Source organism: Acinetobacter sp. FDAARGOS_558 (assembly GCF_003937785.1).
GTDB classification, from domain to species: Bacteria; Pseudomonadota; Gammaproteobacteria; order Pseudomonadales; family Moraxellaceae; genus Acinetobacter; species Acinetobacter baumannii.
Map to the genome: position 1 here is coordinate 1,915,460 of NZ_RKJH01000001.1, position 19,211 is coordinate 1,934,670.

Here is a 19,211-nt window from a genome sequence, read left to right on the forward strand (position 1 = left end):
GCAACCTGAAGAATCGCTGAGCGATTGGGGCGCAAGAAATGGTCCTCTCTATGGACAGCGTGCGCTTACAATGAATAGAACAGAATGTTCAGGTAATGAACGGAAATTTAAGTGCGTGGGCGGATTATAGCAGAAAGAATTTAAAAGTCATGTGTTTTAATCAACTTTCTCGGTATTTCTACTGTTATTTGTATTTTACCGACCATTAAAAAGTAAAACCCTCTATAAAAAGAGGGTCTTACTCAGAAATAATTTTTTTAAATTATTTTGCAGCTTTGTCCCAAGCAGGAACTACAGTTTGCATTAATGGCTTTAACATTTTCAGTGAGCATGCAATCACTTGACCATTTTCAAGTGAATCATTACCACCACGTGCGTCAACCACAACACCACCAGCTTCCTTGATAATAAGCTCACCAGCAGCGATATCCCATGGCTTTAAACCAAGTTCAAAGAAACCATCGAAACGACCAGCAGCAACATAAGCTAAGTCGAGAGCAGCTGAACCACCACGGCGGATTTGAGCACCCGCTTGAGTCACAGCTAATAATGAAGCAAAGTGCTGTTCTGCATAAGACACAATTTCACCAGCACGTTTAGCACGGTAAGGGTGACCTACTGCCAAGAATGTGTTTTCTAGACTATCTTTTACATTTACGCGAATACGACGCTGGTTCATCACTGCACCACGACCACGACTTGCAGAGAACAATTCGTCACGTACCGGATCGTAAATTACGCCGTGCTGAGTAACACCTTTGTGCTGAACAGCAATAGAAATACAGAAATGAGGGAAACCATTAATAAAGTTTTGCGTGCCATCAAGAGGGTCGATCACCCAGCACCAGTCTGCATCGTGGCCTTTGCCCTCTTGCAAACCGAACTCTTCACCTAAGAAGCTATGGTTTTTATAACTTTTACGTAATGTATCAATCGTCAATTGTTCTAAATAACGATCTACACGTGTTACAGGACCATCAATGCCTTTCTCTTCAACTTGCAAATCGAGCTTATGACGATTTTGATGCGCTTTTAAAAGCTCTTGACCAACTGTTTGAGCCGCACGCGCAGCCATCACCACCATAGGTTCCATTGAACACCCACTACAATACAAATTTGAAGATTTTGACAAAGAATAATGCATAAAAGCGTATCCATTTTAGCAAATGAATACGCTTTTTGGGAAAAAATGTTTCGAAAAATTTTATTGAGGTATTAAACCACCTGATTTACCTTAAGCCATGCTCGCTCAATCGAGTTCAAAATACCCTTAGCATCTAAACCACAATCTTGTAGCATTTGATTATGTGTCGCCTGATGCAAGAACGAGTCTGGTAGACCTAAATTAATGATAGGTTTAACAATTTGTTCTTGAGCCATAAACTCATTCACTGCACTACCCGCACCACCCATAATCGCGTGTTCTTCAACTGTCACGAATAAATGAGTATGCTCAGCCAAGTCTCGAATCATTTGTTCATCAAGCGGTTTTACGAAGCGCATATTTACAACACACACACTGATGTCATGTTTTTGAGCAAATTGCTCAGCTGCTTCCAGAGCAACCATGACACGACTACCAAATGCTAAAACCGTAATCTGCTCATCACTGTTTGCTTTAATTTCTGCAACAATTTCAGCTTTACCCAATTCAAGAACAGTCATCTCTTTTTGGATTTCGACGCCCACACCTGCACCACGCGGATAGCGTACCGCAGCCGGGCCATTATAGGCATAGGCCGTATGAAGCATTTGACGGCATTCATTTTCATCTTTCGGTGCCATGATCACCATATTAGGCACAGTACGCATATAGGCATAGTCATATGCACCTGCATGCGTTGGACCATCTTCACCAACCAAGCCTGCACGGTCAATACCAAAAGTCACGTCAAGATTTTGCAATGCGACATCATGAATAAGCTGATCGTAACCACGCTGCAGGAATGTTGAATAAATGGCGACAACAGGTTTTAGCCCTTCGCATGCCATTCCTGCTGCAAGTGTTACAGCATGCTGCTCTGCAATCGCGACATCGAAGAAACGCTGAGGAAATTGCTTCGCAAATTTAACCATGCCCGAGCCTTCACACATTGCAGGCGTGATCGCAAGCAAACGCTCATCTTGTGCAGCTTCATCACATAACCACTCACCAAACACATCAGAGTATTTTGGTGGTGTTTTCCCGCCCGAAGCAGCATTAATTTTGCCAATCGCATGGTAAGTAATCGGGTCTGCTTCAGCAGGAGCAAAGCCTTTACCTTTCTTGGTATAAACGTGAACTAAACGTGGACCTTTGCGTTTTTTGAGCGCGTTGAACACCTGAACCAACTGAGTGACATCGTGTCCGTCAAAAGGCCCGAAATAATCAAAACCAATTGCTTTAAATAAATTATCTGCCGCATCGGTTGCTGATTGGTGTAATCGAGAGTTATATGTCCATTTTGGATGTGGCTGGATATAAGCTTCGCCATGTTCATTGACATTAACTAAATGACCTTTTTCCCAAATTGCAGCTAAATGTTTGGCAAAGCCACCTGTACTGCAAGAAATCGACATATCGTTGTCATTGAGTACAACAATTAAATCTGCATCATGAGCAACAGCATCATTCATTGCTTCAAATGCCATGCCCGCAGTCATTGCACCATCACCCACAATACAAACGACTTCACATGGGTCTTTCTGATAGCGACGTGCCAAAGACATACCCAAACCAGCTGAAATAGCAGTTGAAGAATGCCCTACCCCAAAGGTATCAAAAACAGACTCTTCTCTGGCTGGGAAAGCAGCCAATCCATTTTTAGCGCGAATGGTCGTAATTTGTTCACGGCGTCCAGTCAGGATTTTATGTGGGTATGCTTGGTGTCCCACATCCCAAACTAAACGGTCATTTGGTGTATTAAAGCAATAATGCAGCGCTACCGTCAGCTCAACCACGCCGAGGTTAGCACCGAAATGGCCACCACTCTGGCCTGCTGCATATAAAATATATTGACGCAACTCATCAGCCACTTGTAGTAATTGGCTATGCTCGAGCTGACGTAATTGTTGAGGATGATCAATCGCATCTAACAATGGCGTAACAGGGCGTTGAGTTGGAATTTCGGTATACAACATATGTGGCAAAGCCTTTATAAGCCTGGCAAATCCTAAGCTGGGTCAAAATGGGTCGATCATACAATCGAATGAAGTCACCTTCAATCAGCCACATTTGCGAACGAGATCATGCAAAGCAGTCTCTCATACAGTATGGGTATGGTTGGCAGATTATCCTGAATAATCTGACTATTTATCAACTATTATCGTCTTCTTTATACAAAAAAGAAAACCTTAGTGTGCAAAATGATTATGACAATTCGACCAATCTCCCAGCATTACGCTATACTTTAAACCGTTTTCGGTTAAAAGATGAGTTAATCTGTGCCTATAGAGTTCATTGCAACATCAAAACTCCCGACCGCTTTTGGTGAATTCAATATTTCTGTGTTTCAAGATCCCGTAACAGGTGAAGAACATGTGGCACTTTCCAAAGGGTTAGAAAATCCGCCAACGGGTCCTGTTTTGGTCCGCGTACATTCTGAATGCTTAACGGGTGATGCGTTTGCATCATTGAAATGTGACTGTGGCCCACAACTACAAGCCACTCAGAAACTCATCAATGAAGCAGGACAAGGTGTAATTTTATACTTACGCCAAGAAGGACGCGGTATTGGTTTAACCAATAAAATTCGTGCTTATGCCCTGCAAGATCAGGGGCACGATACAGTAGATGCCAATTTACTACTGAATTTACCCGCCGATGCACGTCGTTACGATATGTGCAGTATTATGCTCGACCACTTAAAAGTGAAAGAAGTTAAATTAATTACCAATAATCCTTTGAAAATTCAGGCACTCAAAGATCAAGGTATTAATGTGGTAGATCGCGTACCTTTAACTGTCGGCCGTAACCCTTTTAATGAACAATATTTAAAAACCAAACGTGAAAGAATGGATCACCTTTACCAAAAAGATGATTTTTGATTTCAAATCCAAAATTTAAAAACTATATTTAAGGGATTTTTTCAGGAATTAGAAAAAATCCCTTACTTTTTTTATGGATTTATGTTTTGATGTATCTAATCTATTTCGATCATCTTTGAGGGTCATTATGCAACATCCGACTTCAACAGATATTCAACGTGTCCGCGAATTTCTCCTCGATTTACAAGCCCGTATTTGTGCCGGTTTAGAACAACAAGAAAAAGCTGGTGGTGGGACAGCAGAATTTATCATTGATGATTGGGAGCGCCCTGAAGGCGGTGGCGGCCGTTCACGTGTACTGCAAAATGGTACAGTGATTGAAAAAGGCGGCGTGATGTTTTCACATATCAACATTAGTAAACTGCCTGCTTCTGCAACAGAACGTCACCCTCAAATTGCAGGGGCAAAAGCTCAAGCGCTAGGTGTGTCTTTAGTCATTCACCCTAAAAACCCGAATATTCCAACCTCGCATGCGAATGTCCGCTTATTCGTTGCAGAGCGTGAAGGTCAAGATCCGATTTGGTGGTTTGGTGGAGGTTTTGACTTAACGCCATTTTATCCAGATGATCAAGATGTTTTAAATTGGCACCAAGCCGCTTATGACCTGTGTAAGCCTTTTGGTGACAATGTTTATGCTGAACATAAAAAATGGTGCGATGACTATTTCTATTTAAAGCATCGCGATGAACAACGTGGTGTGGGCGGTTTATTCTTTGATGATTTAAATTGCTGGGATTTCGAAACCTGCTTTAAATATATTCAAGCCGTAGGTAATGGCTATTTAAATGCGATCTTGCCAATTTTCGAAAAACACCGCGAACAGCCTTATACCGAAGCTCAACGAGAGTTCCAGCTTTACCGGCGTGGCAGATATGTGGAATATAACTTGGTGTATGACCGCGGTACGTTGTTTGGATTACAAACTGGTGGCCGTATTGAGTCGATTTTAGTTAGCTTACCTAATCTAGCTGCATGGTCTTATCGCCCTGAATGGGATGAAGACTCTCCAGAGAAGCGTTTAACTGACTACTATTTAAAACCTCGTGATTGGTTAGGTTTAGAAGAAAAAGTCGCCTAATTTTTTGTTTTGGGGATTCTTTGGCTTCCACCCTAAAGAATCTCCTTTTTTGATTTCTATTTGCCTTCATTCAAATATTTTTTCTTGTGCTATTTTGACTTATAGTGAGGCCTGCTGAATATTCAGTGCAGGCTCTATCTGCTTCATGCCATTTTAAAATTTTGGATACAAGAATGACCAAACAGTTTGCAGTAATTGGCAATCCGATCGAACAATCACGCTCTCCTGAATTGCATCATGCTTTCGCTGAAAAAACAGGTGTTGATCTAAACTATCAAAAACGGCTTGCTCCTCTTGACGGTTTTGAATCGAGCATGCGAAGTTTCTTTGCAGAAGGCGGCAGTGGTATGAACGTTACTGTTCCTTTTAAAGAGCAAGCTTTTGCTTTATGTGATGTGTTAACCGAGCGTGCTCAAATTGCTAAAGCTGTAAATACCTTATGGATGGAAAATGGCAAATTGCATGGTGACAATACCGACGGCCAAGGCTTAGTTGCCGCAATTCAAGCTTTAGAATGGAATCTTGAAAATACAACTATTTTAATTTTAGGAGCTGGCGGCGCAACGCGTGGTGTTATTTATCCCCTTGTACAGGCTGGTGCCAAAAAAATCGTCATTGCAAACCGAACTTTAGCTCGTGCAGAACAACTTGTAGATGACTTAAAAACAGCAGTTCCACAAGCCCAATTACAAGCAATTTCCCTAAATGATTTAGAAGGAGATTTTGATATTGTGATTAATGCAACTTCGACAAGTCTGTCAGGCGATGCTTTACAACTACCTGAAAAATTACAATTCAAATATGCCTATGAAATGGCTTATGGCAAACCTTCTAGCTTCCTTGATCAAGCGAAACAACGTAATGTGCCTTACGCAGAAGGTTTCGGCATGTTAGTAGGCCAAGCTATTGAAGCCTTCTATATCTGGAATGGCGTACGACCACAATTAAAAGATTTTCTATAAACCAAAAAAGAACCTACATATGTAGGTTCTTTTTTATCTTACTCATTATTTTTTAGCGGTAACCATTTGCTTATAAACTTCTCGGAAAATTTCATAATCGATAAATTCATTATGTTCAGGTTTTAAGTTCTGAATTGTTTTTTCCGAAAGCTGTTTTTTACGAGCAGCCACATAAACATTCCCTAAAATATCAGCCGTTTCTGATAACAGATGCTTTTCTTCAGCAGAAACACCATTTTGTTTTTCAAACTCTAACTGATACTGTTTTGAGAAAAGTTGGGCTGGCTGTTTATATTGCTTCTGTAGCTTCTGCCAAGCTTCACGCCCTGTTTTACCTTGTATAGTCGTTAATACAATATGATCTACAGCACGTCCTAACTCGTGGTCAAACTGATCATCTTGTTCAAGATGATGTTTTTTCTGTAAAGCGGTAATACGCTCTAAGGCTTTTCCTTGAGGATTATATGTATCTTCATCAGAGAACCAGTAAGCATAAACCTCAGCAATTTCTTGTAGCTGTTGAACTGAATAATACTTAATATATGACGGTTTTTCGGCAGTCAATTTGGCAATAAATACTGCTTTATAAGTTTTGTCATAAGCATGCGTTGCATCATAGGTTTTATCTGCAAGTACAGCCAGATTTGCATCTAAATCTTGTACATCACTATGTGTGCCTACAGGGTGCTCTGAAACGTCACTTTGCCCAAGCTTTTCACTAAAACCTTTAATAAAGTTTTCCAGCATAGAACCTTTACTTGCTTCAGCTACAGATTTAGCTTGTTTAAGCTGCTGCTGATCAATTGAAGTCGCTTTCCCATAATTCAGAATTTGCATATCTGCTTTAATATTGAAGCGGTGCTTAAACTCAGCTGGCGTGTAATCAACATCGTAATCCATATTGACTGCACGGCCTTTGTCATCTAAAGCTACATCAATTGTGATTGGGTTTCTTTGCTTCGGTAAAGCTTGTTCAATTTCATCCTTATGTTTTAACCAAAGAGCTTTGAATGCTTCATCATTAATAAACTGGTTTTGGTTATAAGCTTCAAAAGTTTGCTTTAAAGCGTCCTGACGAGACTTGATTTGCGCTTTTTGAATACTTGTATCACTCTGATCTAGAACATCAATACCGTAGATTTGGCAATAATTAATATCCCCTAAAGCGACCGGTTTTTTAAGTGATTTTAATTCAATACATTGATCTTCCGTCAGGGCAACTACTTCTTCATTTTCTGAAGTTTGCTCGGCCTCTGCTACAGCTACATCACTCGCCTCTTCACTAGAAGCAGACTCTACTTCCTCATCTTCAGAAGTAGAAGTATTGCCTAAATGAGCATTAACAAGGGAGTACAACTGTTGGCTAACAGCAGCGGCGTCATCAGAAGAAACCTTTTGTTCTTCTTTACCAGCAGTGCCTTTTTTCGCATCAGAAGCAGCAATCTCTGCGGCAAGCGTTTCAGCAAGTTTTTCCTCATCAAGACCTAAAACACTTTTTTGAAGATATTTTTCATTAACTTGCCCAAACAAATCTACTTCTAAAAGTAGTTGCTCAACCGTCGTCTTTAAACGAATTCTTTCAACCGCCCCTGCTTTACGATCAGCCTCAGTCAACGATACACGTTGTAGGTTTTGCGGTTCAGCTAATCGGTATGAAACAGCACTTGAAGCTTTAAGGTATTCAATAAATTTCTTCTTATCGACATTTTTAAAGAAGGCTTTATATTTTGAGAAATCAACATAAGCTAAATTATTTTGATTATCTTTATTGACCAAATATGGCATCAAACCAAAATAATTTATGTAAAACTTATAATTCTCAAGATCAAGAACCATTGGCAATTTTGCCTGAACTAAAAGTGTCGGTTTTTCATATTTAGCCGTTAAATTAAATGAACCCATTTTTTGACGATAATGTATCGAGCCGTCATAACTAAACTGAAGATCATTTAACAAATTAAATAATACGGTATTAATTTTTTCAGAACGTGCTGAGGAAGTCAGTCCAAAATCACCTTGTTCGTTTGCAATCGCCGCATATAAGGTTTGTTTCTGTGCTTTACTTAAGGCAACTTTTTGTTCACGTAAATATTGATCAACTTTCTTTTGTAATTCAGCATCTAGCTTAGCAGTATTCTCAGCTTTTACATTTTGCTTTATTTGTGAAGGGTCAACGGTAATTTTAAAGTTTCCGCGATAATCATAACTTGGGTATTCATACATCGCATTAACACTTTGAATGGCTTTTTGCTCTAAACTCGCAGATGCCACCTGTGGACGCACGCCGTGTTGTGCACATGCCGTCAAGCCCAAACTAAATAAACATAAACTGAGATATTTTAAATGCATAACCTTTTTTAAAACCTTATCGCTTTATCTTTTTAACAAAACTTGCTAAAAATAAAAAAATTAGTTGTTTTTTCACATAAAAGTATAAGTCCCGACTTTAGCAGAAATTATAATTTCAGGTGTATTTATTTTCGACAAAATTCGCTTTTCTGACATTCCTTTCGGGTGCGATTAACATTGTATTTTTATCATGCGAGTGAATAATCAAATCATCGATTCAGATAATCCCACAATGATTCAAAATTAGGATTAAAGCCATGCCAGCATATAAAGCTCCGCTACACGATATCCGCTTCTTAATGAATGAAGTACTAGACTATCCTGCTCACTACAAAACTTTATCAAATGGTGAAAGTGCAGATCCTGATACAGTAGATATGATTCTTGAAGGTGCAGCAGATTATTGTGAAAACGTACTGTCTCCACTTAACCAATCTGGCGATGAAGAAGGTTGCCATTTTGACAACGGCGAAGTTAAAACGCCAAAAGGTTTTAAAGAAGCTTATGACCAGTTTGTAATGGGTGGCTGGCAAGGTCTTTCTTATCCTGAAGAATTTGGTGGTCAAGGCCTACCAATGTCTTTAAACCTGATTAAATCAGAGATGATGGGTACTGCGAACTGGTCATTTACCATGTATCCAGGTTTAAGCTCAGGCTGTATGAATACTATTTTGCAATTCGGTACAGATGAGCAAAAACAAACGTATATGCCGAAACTTGTTGAAGGTACATGGAGCGGCACAATGTGCTTAACCGAACCTCAATGTGGTACAGACTTAGGTCAGGTAAAAACCAAAGCTGAACCACAAGCTGACGGCACTTATAAGATTTCTGGTACAAAAATCTTTATTTCTGCCGGTGAGCATGATTTAACAGAAAACATTATTCATATTGTGCTTGCACGTCTTCCAGATGCACCAGCAGGTACTCGTGGTATTTCATTATTTATCGTTCCTAAATTTATCCCAACTGCGGATGGCGGCGTAGGTGAACGTAATACTGTAAGCTGTGGTTCAATCGAACACAAAATGGGTATCCGTGCTTCTGCAACTGCTGTATTGAACTTCGATAATGCAACAGGTTACCTCATTGGTGAAGTAAACAAAGGCCTACATGCCATGTTTACCTTTATGAACACAGCGCGTATCGGTACTGCGGTTCAAGGTATTGCCCATGCAGAGTTATCTTTCCAAGGCGCTCTACCATATGCCAAAGAACGTATGTCTATGCGTGCCCTTTCAGGTAAAAAAGATCCAGATAAAGTTGCTGATGCGATCATTCACCATGCTGATGTACGCCGCATGTTATTAACTCAAAAAGCAATCGCTGAAGGTGGTCGTTCAATGATCTACTACGCAGCACAGCTTGCTGACAAAATGACAGATGCTTTGACACGCGGTGACCAAGCTGCATTTGAAGATTATGACGATAAACTTGGTTTCTATACACCAATCTTAAAAGGTTTCTTGACCGAGCTTGGCCTAGAAGCTGCTAACCACGGTATGCAAGTGTACGGCGGCCATGGTTACATCAAAGAATGGGGTATGGAGCAAATCGTACGTGATGCCCGTATTTCTACTTTGTATGAAGGAACAACTGGTGTTCAAGCACTCGATTTGATTGGTCGTAAAGTGTTGTTAAGCTCAAAAGGTAAAGTAGTTCGTGAATACACTGCTGAAATCTTAAAGTTCTGTGCTGCACATGCTCGTAATAAATACTTACGTCGTTTTGCTTGGGACTTAACAAAGCTTTGTGCTCAGTGGAACACTTTAACTGTTCGTATCATGCTTGCTGCACGTAAAGACCGTGACATCGTATCTTCTGCTTCTGTAGATTTCTTGATGTTCTCAGGCTATGTGATGATGGCTTATTTCTGGGCACAACAAGCAGTTGTCGCTTCTGAAAAATTAGAAGCAGGTAATGGCCAAGAAACTCCTGAGTTCTATAAAGCAAAAATTAAAGTTGCAGATTTCTACTTTGACCGTTTATTACCACGTGCTCAAGGTCATGCAGAATCAATGGTAACGACTTCTCGTACGCTGACTTCATTACCAGCGGAACACTTCAGTTTCGACTACTAATGATGTATAGACTCTAAAATCAAAAGAGCGCAATTGATATTGCGCTCTTTTTTATTTTGCTAAAATTGGCTTTACTCTTTATCAAGTACATAAGCTTTTGTAGGAACAAAATAATTTTGTTCCAAAAACTCACGGTTTTTACCAAAATCGCTATAAAATAATTTTTCTAAATTTACGACTAATCTTTGTTTTGCATCAATATCAAAATAGAAGTTAACATCTGATAAAGGACATTGAATCGTTAACTCATGAGCGGCGGGCTCAACCTTCCATTTCAAGGAAGGACATAATTGATTGATGACCGCACTTTTTGAGCCATCTTTACTACCAACACGACCAAAATGAACAACATTCCAATACGCAGTTCCATCAGGTAATAAATTTAAAATATATTCTGCCTCGCCTGTTTCACAATCGGCAAAATTATCTTCACATGAAATACGAGTGTGATAACGGCCTGCATATTGTTGGTCTGCTTCGGATAGTTTTGAGGTTTGATCTGGAACGCCCTCAGGCAAGAAAGTTCGTCCCGCTGCATCATCTAAAGTTTTAACCTTCGTAGTGCTTTTAATCAAACTATCTTCATGTCTAGAAGTCGTTGCTACGGCGGAGTGATCTTTAGAGTCGGCATGATTTACATCGCAGGCACTTAACCCCATACACAAGATGGCTGCCACACCCAAATGTTTCATTAAAAGACCAGACGACTTCAAAGACATATACATCATTCACATACAACAGCAATGCTACAGTTCAACCTTATTGTTCAGGAACGATATCATCGCTGCTACAAACACTTTCAGCCCCGAAACAGTGCATTTTAGTAGATGTTGCTTTCATTGATTTAAACCATTTACATATTTTAACCATTTTTAGTTTAGTGAACCTTTAATTCATTCGGATTGGCTCCATATTCTTAATTAACCAAGTGAATAAATGATTCCTTGTAACTTATATATTTGAGGAGACTTAGATGGCCAATTCTGGTTTATATCGCTCGAACCGACAAAGCATGATCGCCGGTGTAATGGGCGGTATTGCTGAACGATTTGGTTGGAATGCAAATTTATTACGCATTATTTTCGTGTTAGTTTCGATAATGAGCGCGGCTTTTCCAGGAATTTTAGTGTACTTAGTTTTATGGTTGGTAATTCCTAAAAAACAGCCAGAACAAGTGCAAGGTTATCAACAACCTGTTCGCACTGTACGAGAAGAACAAATACATTAAATAACTTAGTTTATTTTGGTCGCTACGGTTGCATCCCCTAATCAACCGTAGCTTTTTTTATGTTTAAAATTACAATTTACGATTTAACTGCTGTTGTAAAGCCGCAATCATATCTGCACGGCTAATGATTCCAATCAGTTTTCGTTCCTCAACCACCGGAATATAGTTAAAAGACTTCTCAACAAAGTAAGGTACAAGGTCTTGAATCGGCTGAGTTGGCAGTACAGTAACTACTCGACGACTCATAATTTGTCTTACATAATGCTGCCATGAGTTTCTTGGATCTGTTGCCCCTTTAAACCATTCCACAACTTCATATAGCGCCAAAGTACCTACTAAATGGTTGTCTGCATTAACTACAGGCAAACTCATGAGATTTTCTTGTTTAAATTTATCTAATGCCTGATGAATATCATCATTTTCATGCAATTTAATCACATCACGGCTCATAATATCCTGACAGGTATATTGGTTCACCATACGTTCATTGGCATGTTCTTGCGCTTCTAAAATGATTTTTTCTAAGTCGTACTGGCTGATATCTAACAATTCAGTATGATGTTCTAATGCATACTCAATATCTTTTGGCTGAATTGATACTTTTTGAGTGGGAGTTGGATCTTTACTACGCTCATTTAAATGTGCAGTAACCGGATAATGTCGCCCAATCAATCGATTAAAAAATACAGCAAAACCGAGTAGAAGTAATGAGTTGAGCAGAACCGGATAAAAAACGAAATAAAAGCCTAATTTATGAATGGCAGCACCGCCCAACACAGCCGTAATCGCAACTGCTCCACTAGGCGGATGCAACGAGTCGGTGGTCATCATCAAAAATATGGCAAAACCCACAGCCACGCTAAAAGCCGTGGTTAAATCCGGAATCCACTGTGCACAGGCGACCCCAATAATTCCGGCTAATGTATTACCAACAATAACATTCCAAGGCTGAGCCAATGGACTGGTAGGTACAGCAAATAAGAGAACAGATGAGGCCCCCATTGGTGCAATGTACCAAGCATTAATTCCGCCTAAAACATACCAGCTAATTAACGAGGAAATTGCTAAACCACATAGCGCTCCAACGCCACAAAGCAACCGTTCTTTTAGTGGTAAAACCTTAAAATTTGGTTTTAAAATCTGTAACCATTCTGGCTGTATAACACTCACAGTACACCTTAGGGGATATGCCGTTATTTATAACGGGCAAAAGTATACGCCCAAAGCCACATAAAGTGCATTTAAATTATATCTTTCAATTATCAGAAAACCTGTTGAATGTGCTCTTACTATTTTAATGTTTTAATATTCAATTAACTTTTCATTTAAATAGCGCCAGTATCTTTTTGGCAAATATTGCACATGAAGCTTAATATTTTGGCGTTCCGTAATATTAACGCTTTTAAAATAATCCTTCCAAAGCTGATCATATAAGACTTCTTGCTCATCTAGCTCAAGCTGAAAACTTTGGCTCATTCCATTTTTTAAATTACGGTCAACGTCTGAGGCTTCGAGTGAAACTTCATGTATTTCCCGTAAATCATAATACAGTCCAAACTTGCGTTGCTCATCATAAATGAGCCAACGCTGATCTTGATAACGCCGTTTAAAATGCGGCTGAATGAGTGGTAAAACATTAAAATCAGGACGAACCAGACTTAAAAAAAGCTCATCTTTGGTTTTCTTAAACCGAATAAAAGCCTCCATTCGATGCTTCTCTCGCCCGACCTTTTTCGTCCACTGTGCAATCGCTAAAACGCTGGGATGTGAATAATCTTTTTCTACAGAAGAATGACTATTAAACACATAAATACAGTAATTAAATAAATGTTGATAGGCATCTAAAGATTCAGATAAAGAGGCAAAATAGAATTGTTTTAATGAAGAAGATGAAAGCTTTTTTTGTAGCGCGGACCAAACACGCTCGGCGTGTTGCTCGTTATTTGAAACCTCAATTTTATCAGCAAATAAGCCATGTTGAGCCGCATCACTTAAGCAAAGCCTAACCTGTAATTCTTTAAATTGAAATGCACGAAAAACACAGCTCAACAGCCCAACCATTGAACCATCAAAATAGTAAGCTACTTCATCATTAAACATGACTAAAACCCAAGACTTAATTGTGGCGAGAGTTGCTGTACATATTTCGATGAGCCTTGCGTTAAAATTTGCTGCCGAATAAAACTTGAAGACAATTCTTTTTGGAATTTTGGACTGTCTTCACAGCGAATAAAGAATTTTGCTCGTTGGTAGGCCACACCGAGTTTTTTAAGTAAATCGATATGGATTTTTCCAAAACGGCGAGCCTGCACAATTTTCTTGGCTGATTTCACACCAATGCCCGGTACACGCAAAATCATTTGATAATCTGCGCGGTTTAAATCTACCGGAAACTGTTCAGGATGCCTTAAGGCCCAGCTTAATTTTGGGTCTACATCAAGATCTAAGTTTGGGTGTTTTTCATTGACGATTTCATTGACTTCAAAACCGTAAAAACGCATCAGCCAGTCACTTTGATAGAGTCGGTTTTCCCTCAATAATGGGGGTGCAGAGCCAACTGCAGGCAAGTAATTATTTTCAGTATTAATTGGGATATAACCCGAAAAATAGACACGTTTGAGTTTAAATTCTTTATAGTGTTTGTCAGCCATAAATAAAACATCTTGATCTGACTCTTGATGAGCGCCAACAACCATTTGCGTAGTCTGCCCTGCTGGTACATATTTCGGCACGTGCTTAATAATTTGTCGCTCATCTTTAAGTTGAATGAGTCTGTCACGAACTAAACCTAAATCTTTTTGTACTTCCTGATGTGATTTTTCTGGCGCAAAAGTTTTTAACCCAATCTCAGTCGGCATCTCTAAATTAATACTCATCCGGTCAGCATATAAACCTGCTTCATGGATCAGTTCAGGCGATGCACCCGGAATTGTTTTTAGGTGAATATAACCATTAAAGTTTTCTTCAAGACGCAACTTCTTTACGACTTGAAGCATACGCTCCATCGTGTGATCTGCCGATTTAAAAATGCCTGAGCTTAAAAATAAGCCTTCAATATAATTACGACGGTAAAAATTAATGGTTAAGTCTACAACCTCTTGCACCGTAAATGCTGCACGCTGGACGTCATTAGAACGGCGTGAAACACAATAAGCGCAGTCAAAAATACACACATTACTAAATAGAATTTTTAAGAGCGATACACAGCGGCCATCTTCAGTATAGCTATGGCAAATTCCTGAATGACTAGCATCTCCTAGACCTTTATCTTTGTTTTTACGGTCACTGCCACTTGATGAACAAGACACATCATATTTGGCAGCATCGGCAAGAATCTGTAGTTTTTCTCGAATGCGATCAGACATATCAAACGACTCACTTATGGCATCGTTTAAAAAATATCATTTTGTATTCTTAAATTTAATCCAGTGCAGTACGCTCGGCGTCATGAAGTGACGTTTAAAATGAACAAGCTTAATTAACGTATTCTTCAAGCTGCTTTACACGCTTTTCATACTCTTGCATTGGGCAATATGAATACATCGGTGAACCAATGTATGAACCTGTATTATTACATTCCTGATCTACATAAGCTTTCCAAAGTCGTTGAGATTTTAGAATATCTTGGTAACGCTCTGGTTGTTTGTATTCTTCGCTTTGTGTACGAATTTGATCAATTAGAGCAACAATTTTTTCTTCATAAGTCTTTTTAGCTTGTTCAGAACAGCTATGCACAACCATGTTGTTAATACTTTCAAGCTTCATTTCTTTAATGGTCTGGTCTACACATTGGTTGTATTCATCTTGCTCATCAGTTTCTGTTTGCGCGTAAAGCCATGGACTACAGAAAAGACTGGATAAAACAATAAGTTTGCAGCAAAATTTCAACATAACTTCTTCTCAGTTCTATAATTTTTAATATGCTTCAATATAACAAAAAAATGATTATTCACGCACTTGCGCTTGCACCCATCCCATTGCTGAGTTTATCTGCCTTAGGGGTAATAATATTAAATGCTGAGTTCAACCTTTATTCGATTGGAGTTATTTTTCTAGCCCACTTCTTATTTTATTTACTTTTTTATGGCCTTCTGGTTATTCCTTTTGCATATATCATTTCCTATTTTCTCGCCCGTAAAAATCGTTTAAATCTGATGAGTATTTTCATCAGCGCAACTGCGATCTGGATTTTGATTGGCCCTATTACACGTTTGATTTTTGTCGGATCATTCCCTTCCCCTTGGTGGCATATTTATAAGATCTACAGTTTCTATCTGATGATCTTATTTACAGGCTTTTGCTATTGGTTAGGCTTAAAGTGGCTAAGCCAGAAAAACAAATGACCGAATCATGTATTCCCTTGATTAAGCCTTTGCCACTCCCCTACAAAATCCTTATACTTAGGGGCAATTTTTCTCATAAATTCGTGGATGCTACATGAGTCGCGCCATCTCGCACATTGATACATTTCAGGGTTTAATTCTTGCCCTACAAAACTATTGGGCCGAACAAGGCTGCGTCGTACTACAACCTTACGACATGGAAATGGGCGCTGGAACATTCCACACCGCAACATTCTTACGTGCTTTAGGGCCAGAGACTTGGAACGCGGCATACGTTCAACCTTCACGTCGTCCAAAAGATGGTCGCTACGGTGAAAACCCGAACCGTTTGCAACACTACTACCAGTTCCAAGTGGTACTTAAGCCAAACCCAGACAACATCCAGCAACTTTATCTTGATTCTTTAAAAGCAATCGGGATTGACACGCTTACTCACGATATCCGTTTCGTAGAAGACAACTGGGAATCTCCAACTCTTGGGGCTTGGGGCTTAGGTTGGGAAGTTTGGCTTAACGGTATGGAAGTAACTCAGTTCACTTACTTCCAACAAGTTGGTGGTGTTGAATGTTACCCAGTAACAGGCGAAATCACTTACGGTTTAGAACGTCTTGCGATGTACCTTCAAGGTGTAGACTCGGTTTATGACCTTGTTTGGACCAAAGGCCAATTTGGTACTGTGACTTACGGCGACGTATTCCATCAAAATGAAGTTGAGCAATCGACTTATAACTTTGAATACGCTCCAGTTGATAAACTATTTGAACTATTTGATTTCTACGAGTCAGAAGCTAACCGTTTAATGGAAGCTAAACTTCCACTTCCAGCTTATGAGCAAGTCGTTAAAGCGTCTCATACCTTTAACTTGCTTGATGCACGTGGCGCAATTTCTGTAACTGAGCGTCAACGCTACATTTTACGTGTACGTACTTTGGCGCGCGCTATTGCACAAAGTTATGTACAAGCACGTGCAGAGCTTGGCTTCCCAATGGCAGAACCACACTTACGTGATGAAGTATTGGCACAGCTAAAAGCACAAGCTGAAAGTGAAGCAGCAAAGGCGGAGAAAAACTAATGAGCAAACATACTGTTTTATTCGAACTTGGCTGTGAAGAGCTTCCACCAAAAAGCTTAAAAACGTTACGTGATGCACTACAAGCAGAAACTGTAAAAGGCTTAAATGAAGCAGGTTTAGACTTCGCATCTGTTGAAGCTTATGCCGCTCCACGTCGTTTAGCGCTTAAAATTGTAGATGTAGATGCTGCTCAAGCGGATACACAAAAACGTTTTGACGGCCCTGCTGTTCAAGCAGCTTACGATGCAGAAGGCAAACCGACTAAAGCACTTGAAGGCTTTATGCGCGGTCAAGGCATTACTGTTGATCAGCTTTCTACATTCCAAGCAGGTAAAGTTGAAAAAGTTTGCTATTTAAAAGATGTGAAAGGTCAAAGCCTTGATGCTTTACTTCCACAGATTTTACAAACTGCGTTAGACAATTTACCAATTGCTAAGCGCATGCGTTCTGCTGCAAGCCGTACCGAATTTGTACGTCCAGTGAAATGGGTTGTCTTACTCAAAGATGACCAAGTTATTGAGGCAACTATTCAAGATCACAAAGCTGGTAATGTGACTTATGGTCACCGTTTCCATGCACCTGAAGCTGTGACTTTAGCGCATGCAAACGACTATTTAGCTGCGTTAGAAAAAGCGTATGTTGTTGCGAACTTTGAAAAGCGTCAGGCAACTATTCAAGAACAAGTGAAAAAGTTAGCTGATGAAGTGAATGCAACTGCGATTGTTCCAGCTGACTTACTTGATGAAGTAACAAGTCTGGTTGAATGGCCTGTAGCTTTACGTGCAACTTTTGAAGAGCGCTACTTAGCTGTTCCTCAAGAAGCTCTTATTACGACAATGCAAGACAACCAGAAATATTTCTGTTTGATCAATGTGGAAGGTAAATTACAGCCTTACTTTATTACTGTTTCAAATATTGAGTCTAAAGATCCAACTCAAATTATTGAAGGTAACGAAAAAGTTGTTCGCCCTCGTTTGTCTGATGCTGAGTTCTTCTTCTTGCAAGATCAAAAACAACCGCTTGCATCTCGTAAAGAAAAATTAGCAAACATGGTATTCCAAGCACAGCTTGGTACGCTTTGGGACAAATCAACACGTATTGCAAAACTTGCAGTTGCATTATCTTCAATCACTGGTGCAAACCCAGCAGATGCTGAAAAAGCTGCATTACTTGCTAAATGTGACTTAACCTCTGAGCTTGTTGGTGAGTTCCCAGAGCTTCAAGGTATTGCGGGTACTTACTACGCACGTATTGAGGGTGAAAACACTGAAGTTTCAGAAGCTTTAGGTGAGCAATACTTACCAAAATTTGCGGGTGATGTTTTACCTAAAACCAAAACAGGTACAACTATTGCCCTTGCTGACCGTTTAGATACGCTTGTTGGTATTTTTGGTATTGGACAAGCGCCTACAGGTTCTAAAGACCCGTTTGCACTTCGTCGTTCAGCAATTGGTATCTTACGTTTAATCATTGAAAATGAATTAGATGTAACGATTGAAGAGTTAGTGAATCTTGCGCTTCAAGGTTATGGCGATATCGTTAAAGACCATGACAAAACTCGTGCTGACGCAGTTGCATTCTTGGAAGGTCGTTACCGTGCTAAGTATGAAGACCAAGGCGTTGCTGTTGACGTCCTTCAAGCAGTTCAAGCTCTTGCACCAAAATCTCCACTTGATTTTGACAAGCGCGTAAATGCTGTTAACCACTTCCGTACATTACCTGAAGCTGCTGCACTTGCTGCTGCAAATAAACGTGTTGCTAATATTCTTGCAAAAGAAGCAGCACCAGAAGGTTCTGTAGTTGAAGCAAACTTGGTTGAAGATGCTGAAAAAGCATTATTTGCTGAGCTTCAAGCAGTTACACCTGTAGTTGAACCATTACTTGCAGCAAAAGATTACACAGCTGCTCTTTCTAAGCTTGCAGCACTTCGCGCACCGATTGATGCATTCTTTGATGGTGTAATGGTAATGGCAGATGATGCTGACCTGAAAGCAAACCGTTTACGTTTATTGGCTCAGTTACGTAATTTGTTTACTGCTGTGGCTGATGTGAGTGTGTTACAGGGTTAAATT

16 protein-coding genes are annotated in these 19,211 nt (G+C 39.7%); 8 read left to right on the top strand and 8 right to left on the bottom strand.

Annotation, left to right across the window (positions count from 1 at the left end; all coding sequences use genetic code 11):
• Window positions 1-262: 262 nt before the first annotated feature.
• Together EGT34_RS09265 and dxs are read right to left on the bottom strand one after the other, a co-directional pair.
• Window positions 263-1,093 (bottom strand): inositol monophosphatase family protein, encoded by an 831-nt coding sequence (locus EGT34_RS09265; RefSeq protein ID WP_000433617.1) that lies wholly within the window; start codon window positions 1,091-1,093, stop codon window positions 263-265.
• Window positions 1,094-1,215: 122 nt separating this feature from the next.
• Entirely contained in the window at window positions 1,216-3,120 is a 1,905-nt protein-coding gene (dxs, locus tag EGT34_RS09270) for a 1-deoxy-D-xylulose-5-phosphate synthase (protein ID WP_000967373.1), read from the bottom strand.
• Window positions 3,121-3,423: 303 nt separating this feature from the next.
• Here dxs and ribA point away from each other — a divergent pair, with 303 nt between their 5' ends.
• The 3 genes from ribA to aroE all read left to right on the top strand — a co-directional run bounded on the left by ribA (window position 3,424) and on the right by aroE (window position 6,066).
• On the top strand, window positions 3,424-4,026 hold the full coding sequence (gene ribA, locus EGT34_RS09275) for a GTP cyclohydrolase II (protein WP_001121174.1): 603 nt from the start codon (window positions 3,424-3,426) through the stop codon (window positions 4,024-4,026).
• 127 nt (window positions 4,027-4,153) lie between these two features.
• Entirely contained in the window at window positions 4,154-5,104 is a 951-nt protein-coding gene (gene hemF / locus EGT34_RS09280) for an oxygen-dependent coproporphyrinogen oxidase (RefSeq protein ID WP_001164616.1), read from the top strand.
• 173 nt (window positions 5,105-5,277) lie between these two features.
• Entirely contained in the window at window positions 5,278-6,066 is a 789-nt protein-coding gene (aroE, locus tag EGT34_RS09285; protein WP_000166009.1) for a shikimate dehydrogenase, read from the top strand.
• Between the two features lie 45 nt (window positions 6,067-6,111).
• On the opposite strand, the gene EGT34_RS09290 is transcribed toward aroE, so the two are convergent.
• The gene (locus tag EGT34_RS09290; RefSeq protein ID WP_000550343.1) at window positions 6,112-8,415 is read right to left on the bottom strand and encodes a hypothetical protein; all 2,304 of its coding nucleotides are present in this window, start codon (window positions 8,413-8,415) and stop codon (window positions 6,112-6,114) included.
• Between the two features lie 257 nt (window positions 8,416-8,672).
• Here EGT34_RS09290 and EGT34_RS09295 point away from each other — a divergent pair, with 257 nt between their 5' ends.
• Window positions 8,673-10,496: an acyl-CoA dehydrogenase C-terminal domain-containing protein gene (locus EGT34_RS09295; protein WP_001112080.1), complete on the top strand. Its 1,824-nt coding sequence runs from the start codon at window positions 8,673-8,675 to the stop codon at window positions 10,494-10,496.
• A 71-nt stretch (window positions 10,497-10,567) separates the two neighbouring features.
• On the opposite strand, the gene EGT34_RS09300 is transcribed toward EGT34_RS09295, so the two are convergent.
• Window positions 10,568-11,215 (bottom strand): hypothetical protein, encoded by a 648-nt coding sequence (locus EGT34_RS09300; protein WP_000054113.1) that lies wholly within the window; start codon window positions 11,213-11,215, stop codon window positions 10,568-10,570.
• 254 nt (window positions 11,216-11,469) lie between these two features.
• Between EGT34_RS09300 and EGT34_RS09305 the strand changes: the two genes are divergently transcribed.
• Window positions 11,470-11,724 carry a PspC domain-containing protein gene (locus EGT34_RS09305; protein ID WP_000013717.1) on the top strand — a complete coding sequence of 85 codons (255 nt, stop codon included), beginning with the start codon at window positions 11,470-11,472 and terminating at the stop codon, window positions 11,722-11,724.
• A gap of 69 nt (window positions 11,725-11,793) precedes the next feature.
• Here EGT34_RS09305 and EGT34_RS09310 read toward each other — a convergent pair whose 3' ends face one another.
• The 4 genes from EGT34_RS09310 to EGT34_RS09325 all read right to left on the bottom strand — a co-directional run bounded on the left by EGT34_RS09310 (window position 11,794) and on the right by EGT34_RS09325 (window position 15,615).
• Entirely contained in the window at window positions 11,794-12,894 is a 1,101-nt protein-coding gene (locus tag EGT34_RS09310; protein WP_000111462.1) for an HPP family protein, read from the bottom strand.
• Between the two features lie 132 nt (window positions 12,895-13,026).
• Window positions 13,027-13,824 carry a TIGR03915 family putative DNA repair protein gene (locus EGT34_RS09315; RefSeq protein WP_000481313.1) on the bottom strand — a complete coding sequence of 266 codons (798 nt, stop codon included), beginning with the start codon at window positions 13,822-13,824 and terminating at the stop codon, window positions 13,027-13,029.
• A 2-nt stretch (window positions 13,825-13,826) separates the two neighbouring features.
• A complete protein-coding gene (locus EGT34_RS09320; protein ID WP_001283765.1) occupies window positions 13,827-15,089 on the bottom strand; it encodes a putative DNA modification/repair radical SAM protein in 1,263 nt (420 codons plus the stop codon).
• A 109-nt stretch (window positions 15,090-15,198) separates the two neighbouring features.
• A complete protein-coding gene (locus EGT34_RS09325) occupies window positions 15,199-15,615 on the bottom strand; it encodes a lysozyme inhibitor LprI family protein (RefSeq protein WP_000910994.1) in 417 nt (138 codons plus the stop codon).
• Window positions 15,616-15,644: 29 nt separating this feature from the next.
• Between EGT34_RS09325 and EGT34_RS09330 the strand changes: the two genes are divergently transcribed.
• From EGT34_RS09330 to glyS, 3 genes are all read left to right on the top strand, one after another.
• On the top strand, window positions 15,645-16,067 hold the full coding sequence (locus tag EGT34_RS09330; protein ID WP_002010652.1) for a hypothetical protein: 423 nt from the start codon (window positions 15,645-15,647) through the stop codon (window positions 16,065-16,067).
• A 94-nt stretch (window positions 16,068-16,161) separates the two neighbouring features.
• Entirely contained in the window at window positions 16,162-17,139 is a 978-nt protein-coding gene (gene glyQ / locus EGT34_RS09335; RefSeq protein WP_000085212.1) for a glycine--tRNA ligase subunit alpha, read from the top strand.
• Entirely contained in the window at window positions 17,139-19,208 is a 2,070-nt protein-coding gene (glyS, locus tag EGT34_RS09340; RefSeq protein WP_000033893.1) for a glycine--tRNA ligase subunit beta, read from the top strand. Before glyQ ends, glyS begins: the two co-directional genes overlap by 1 nt.
• The last annotated feature ends 3 nt before the right edge of the window (window positions 19,209-19,211 follow it).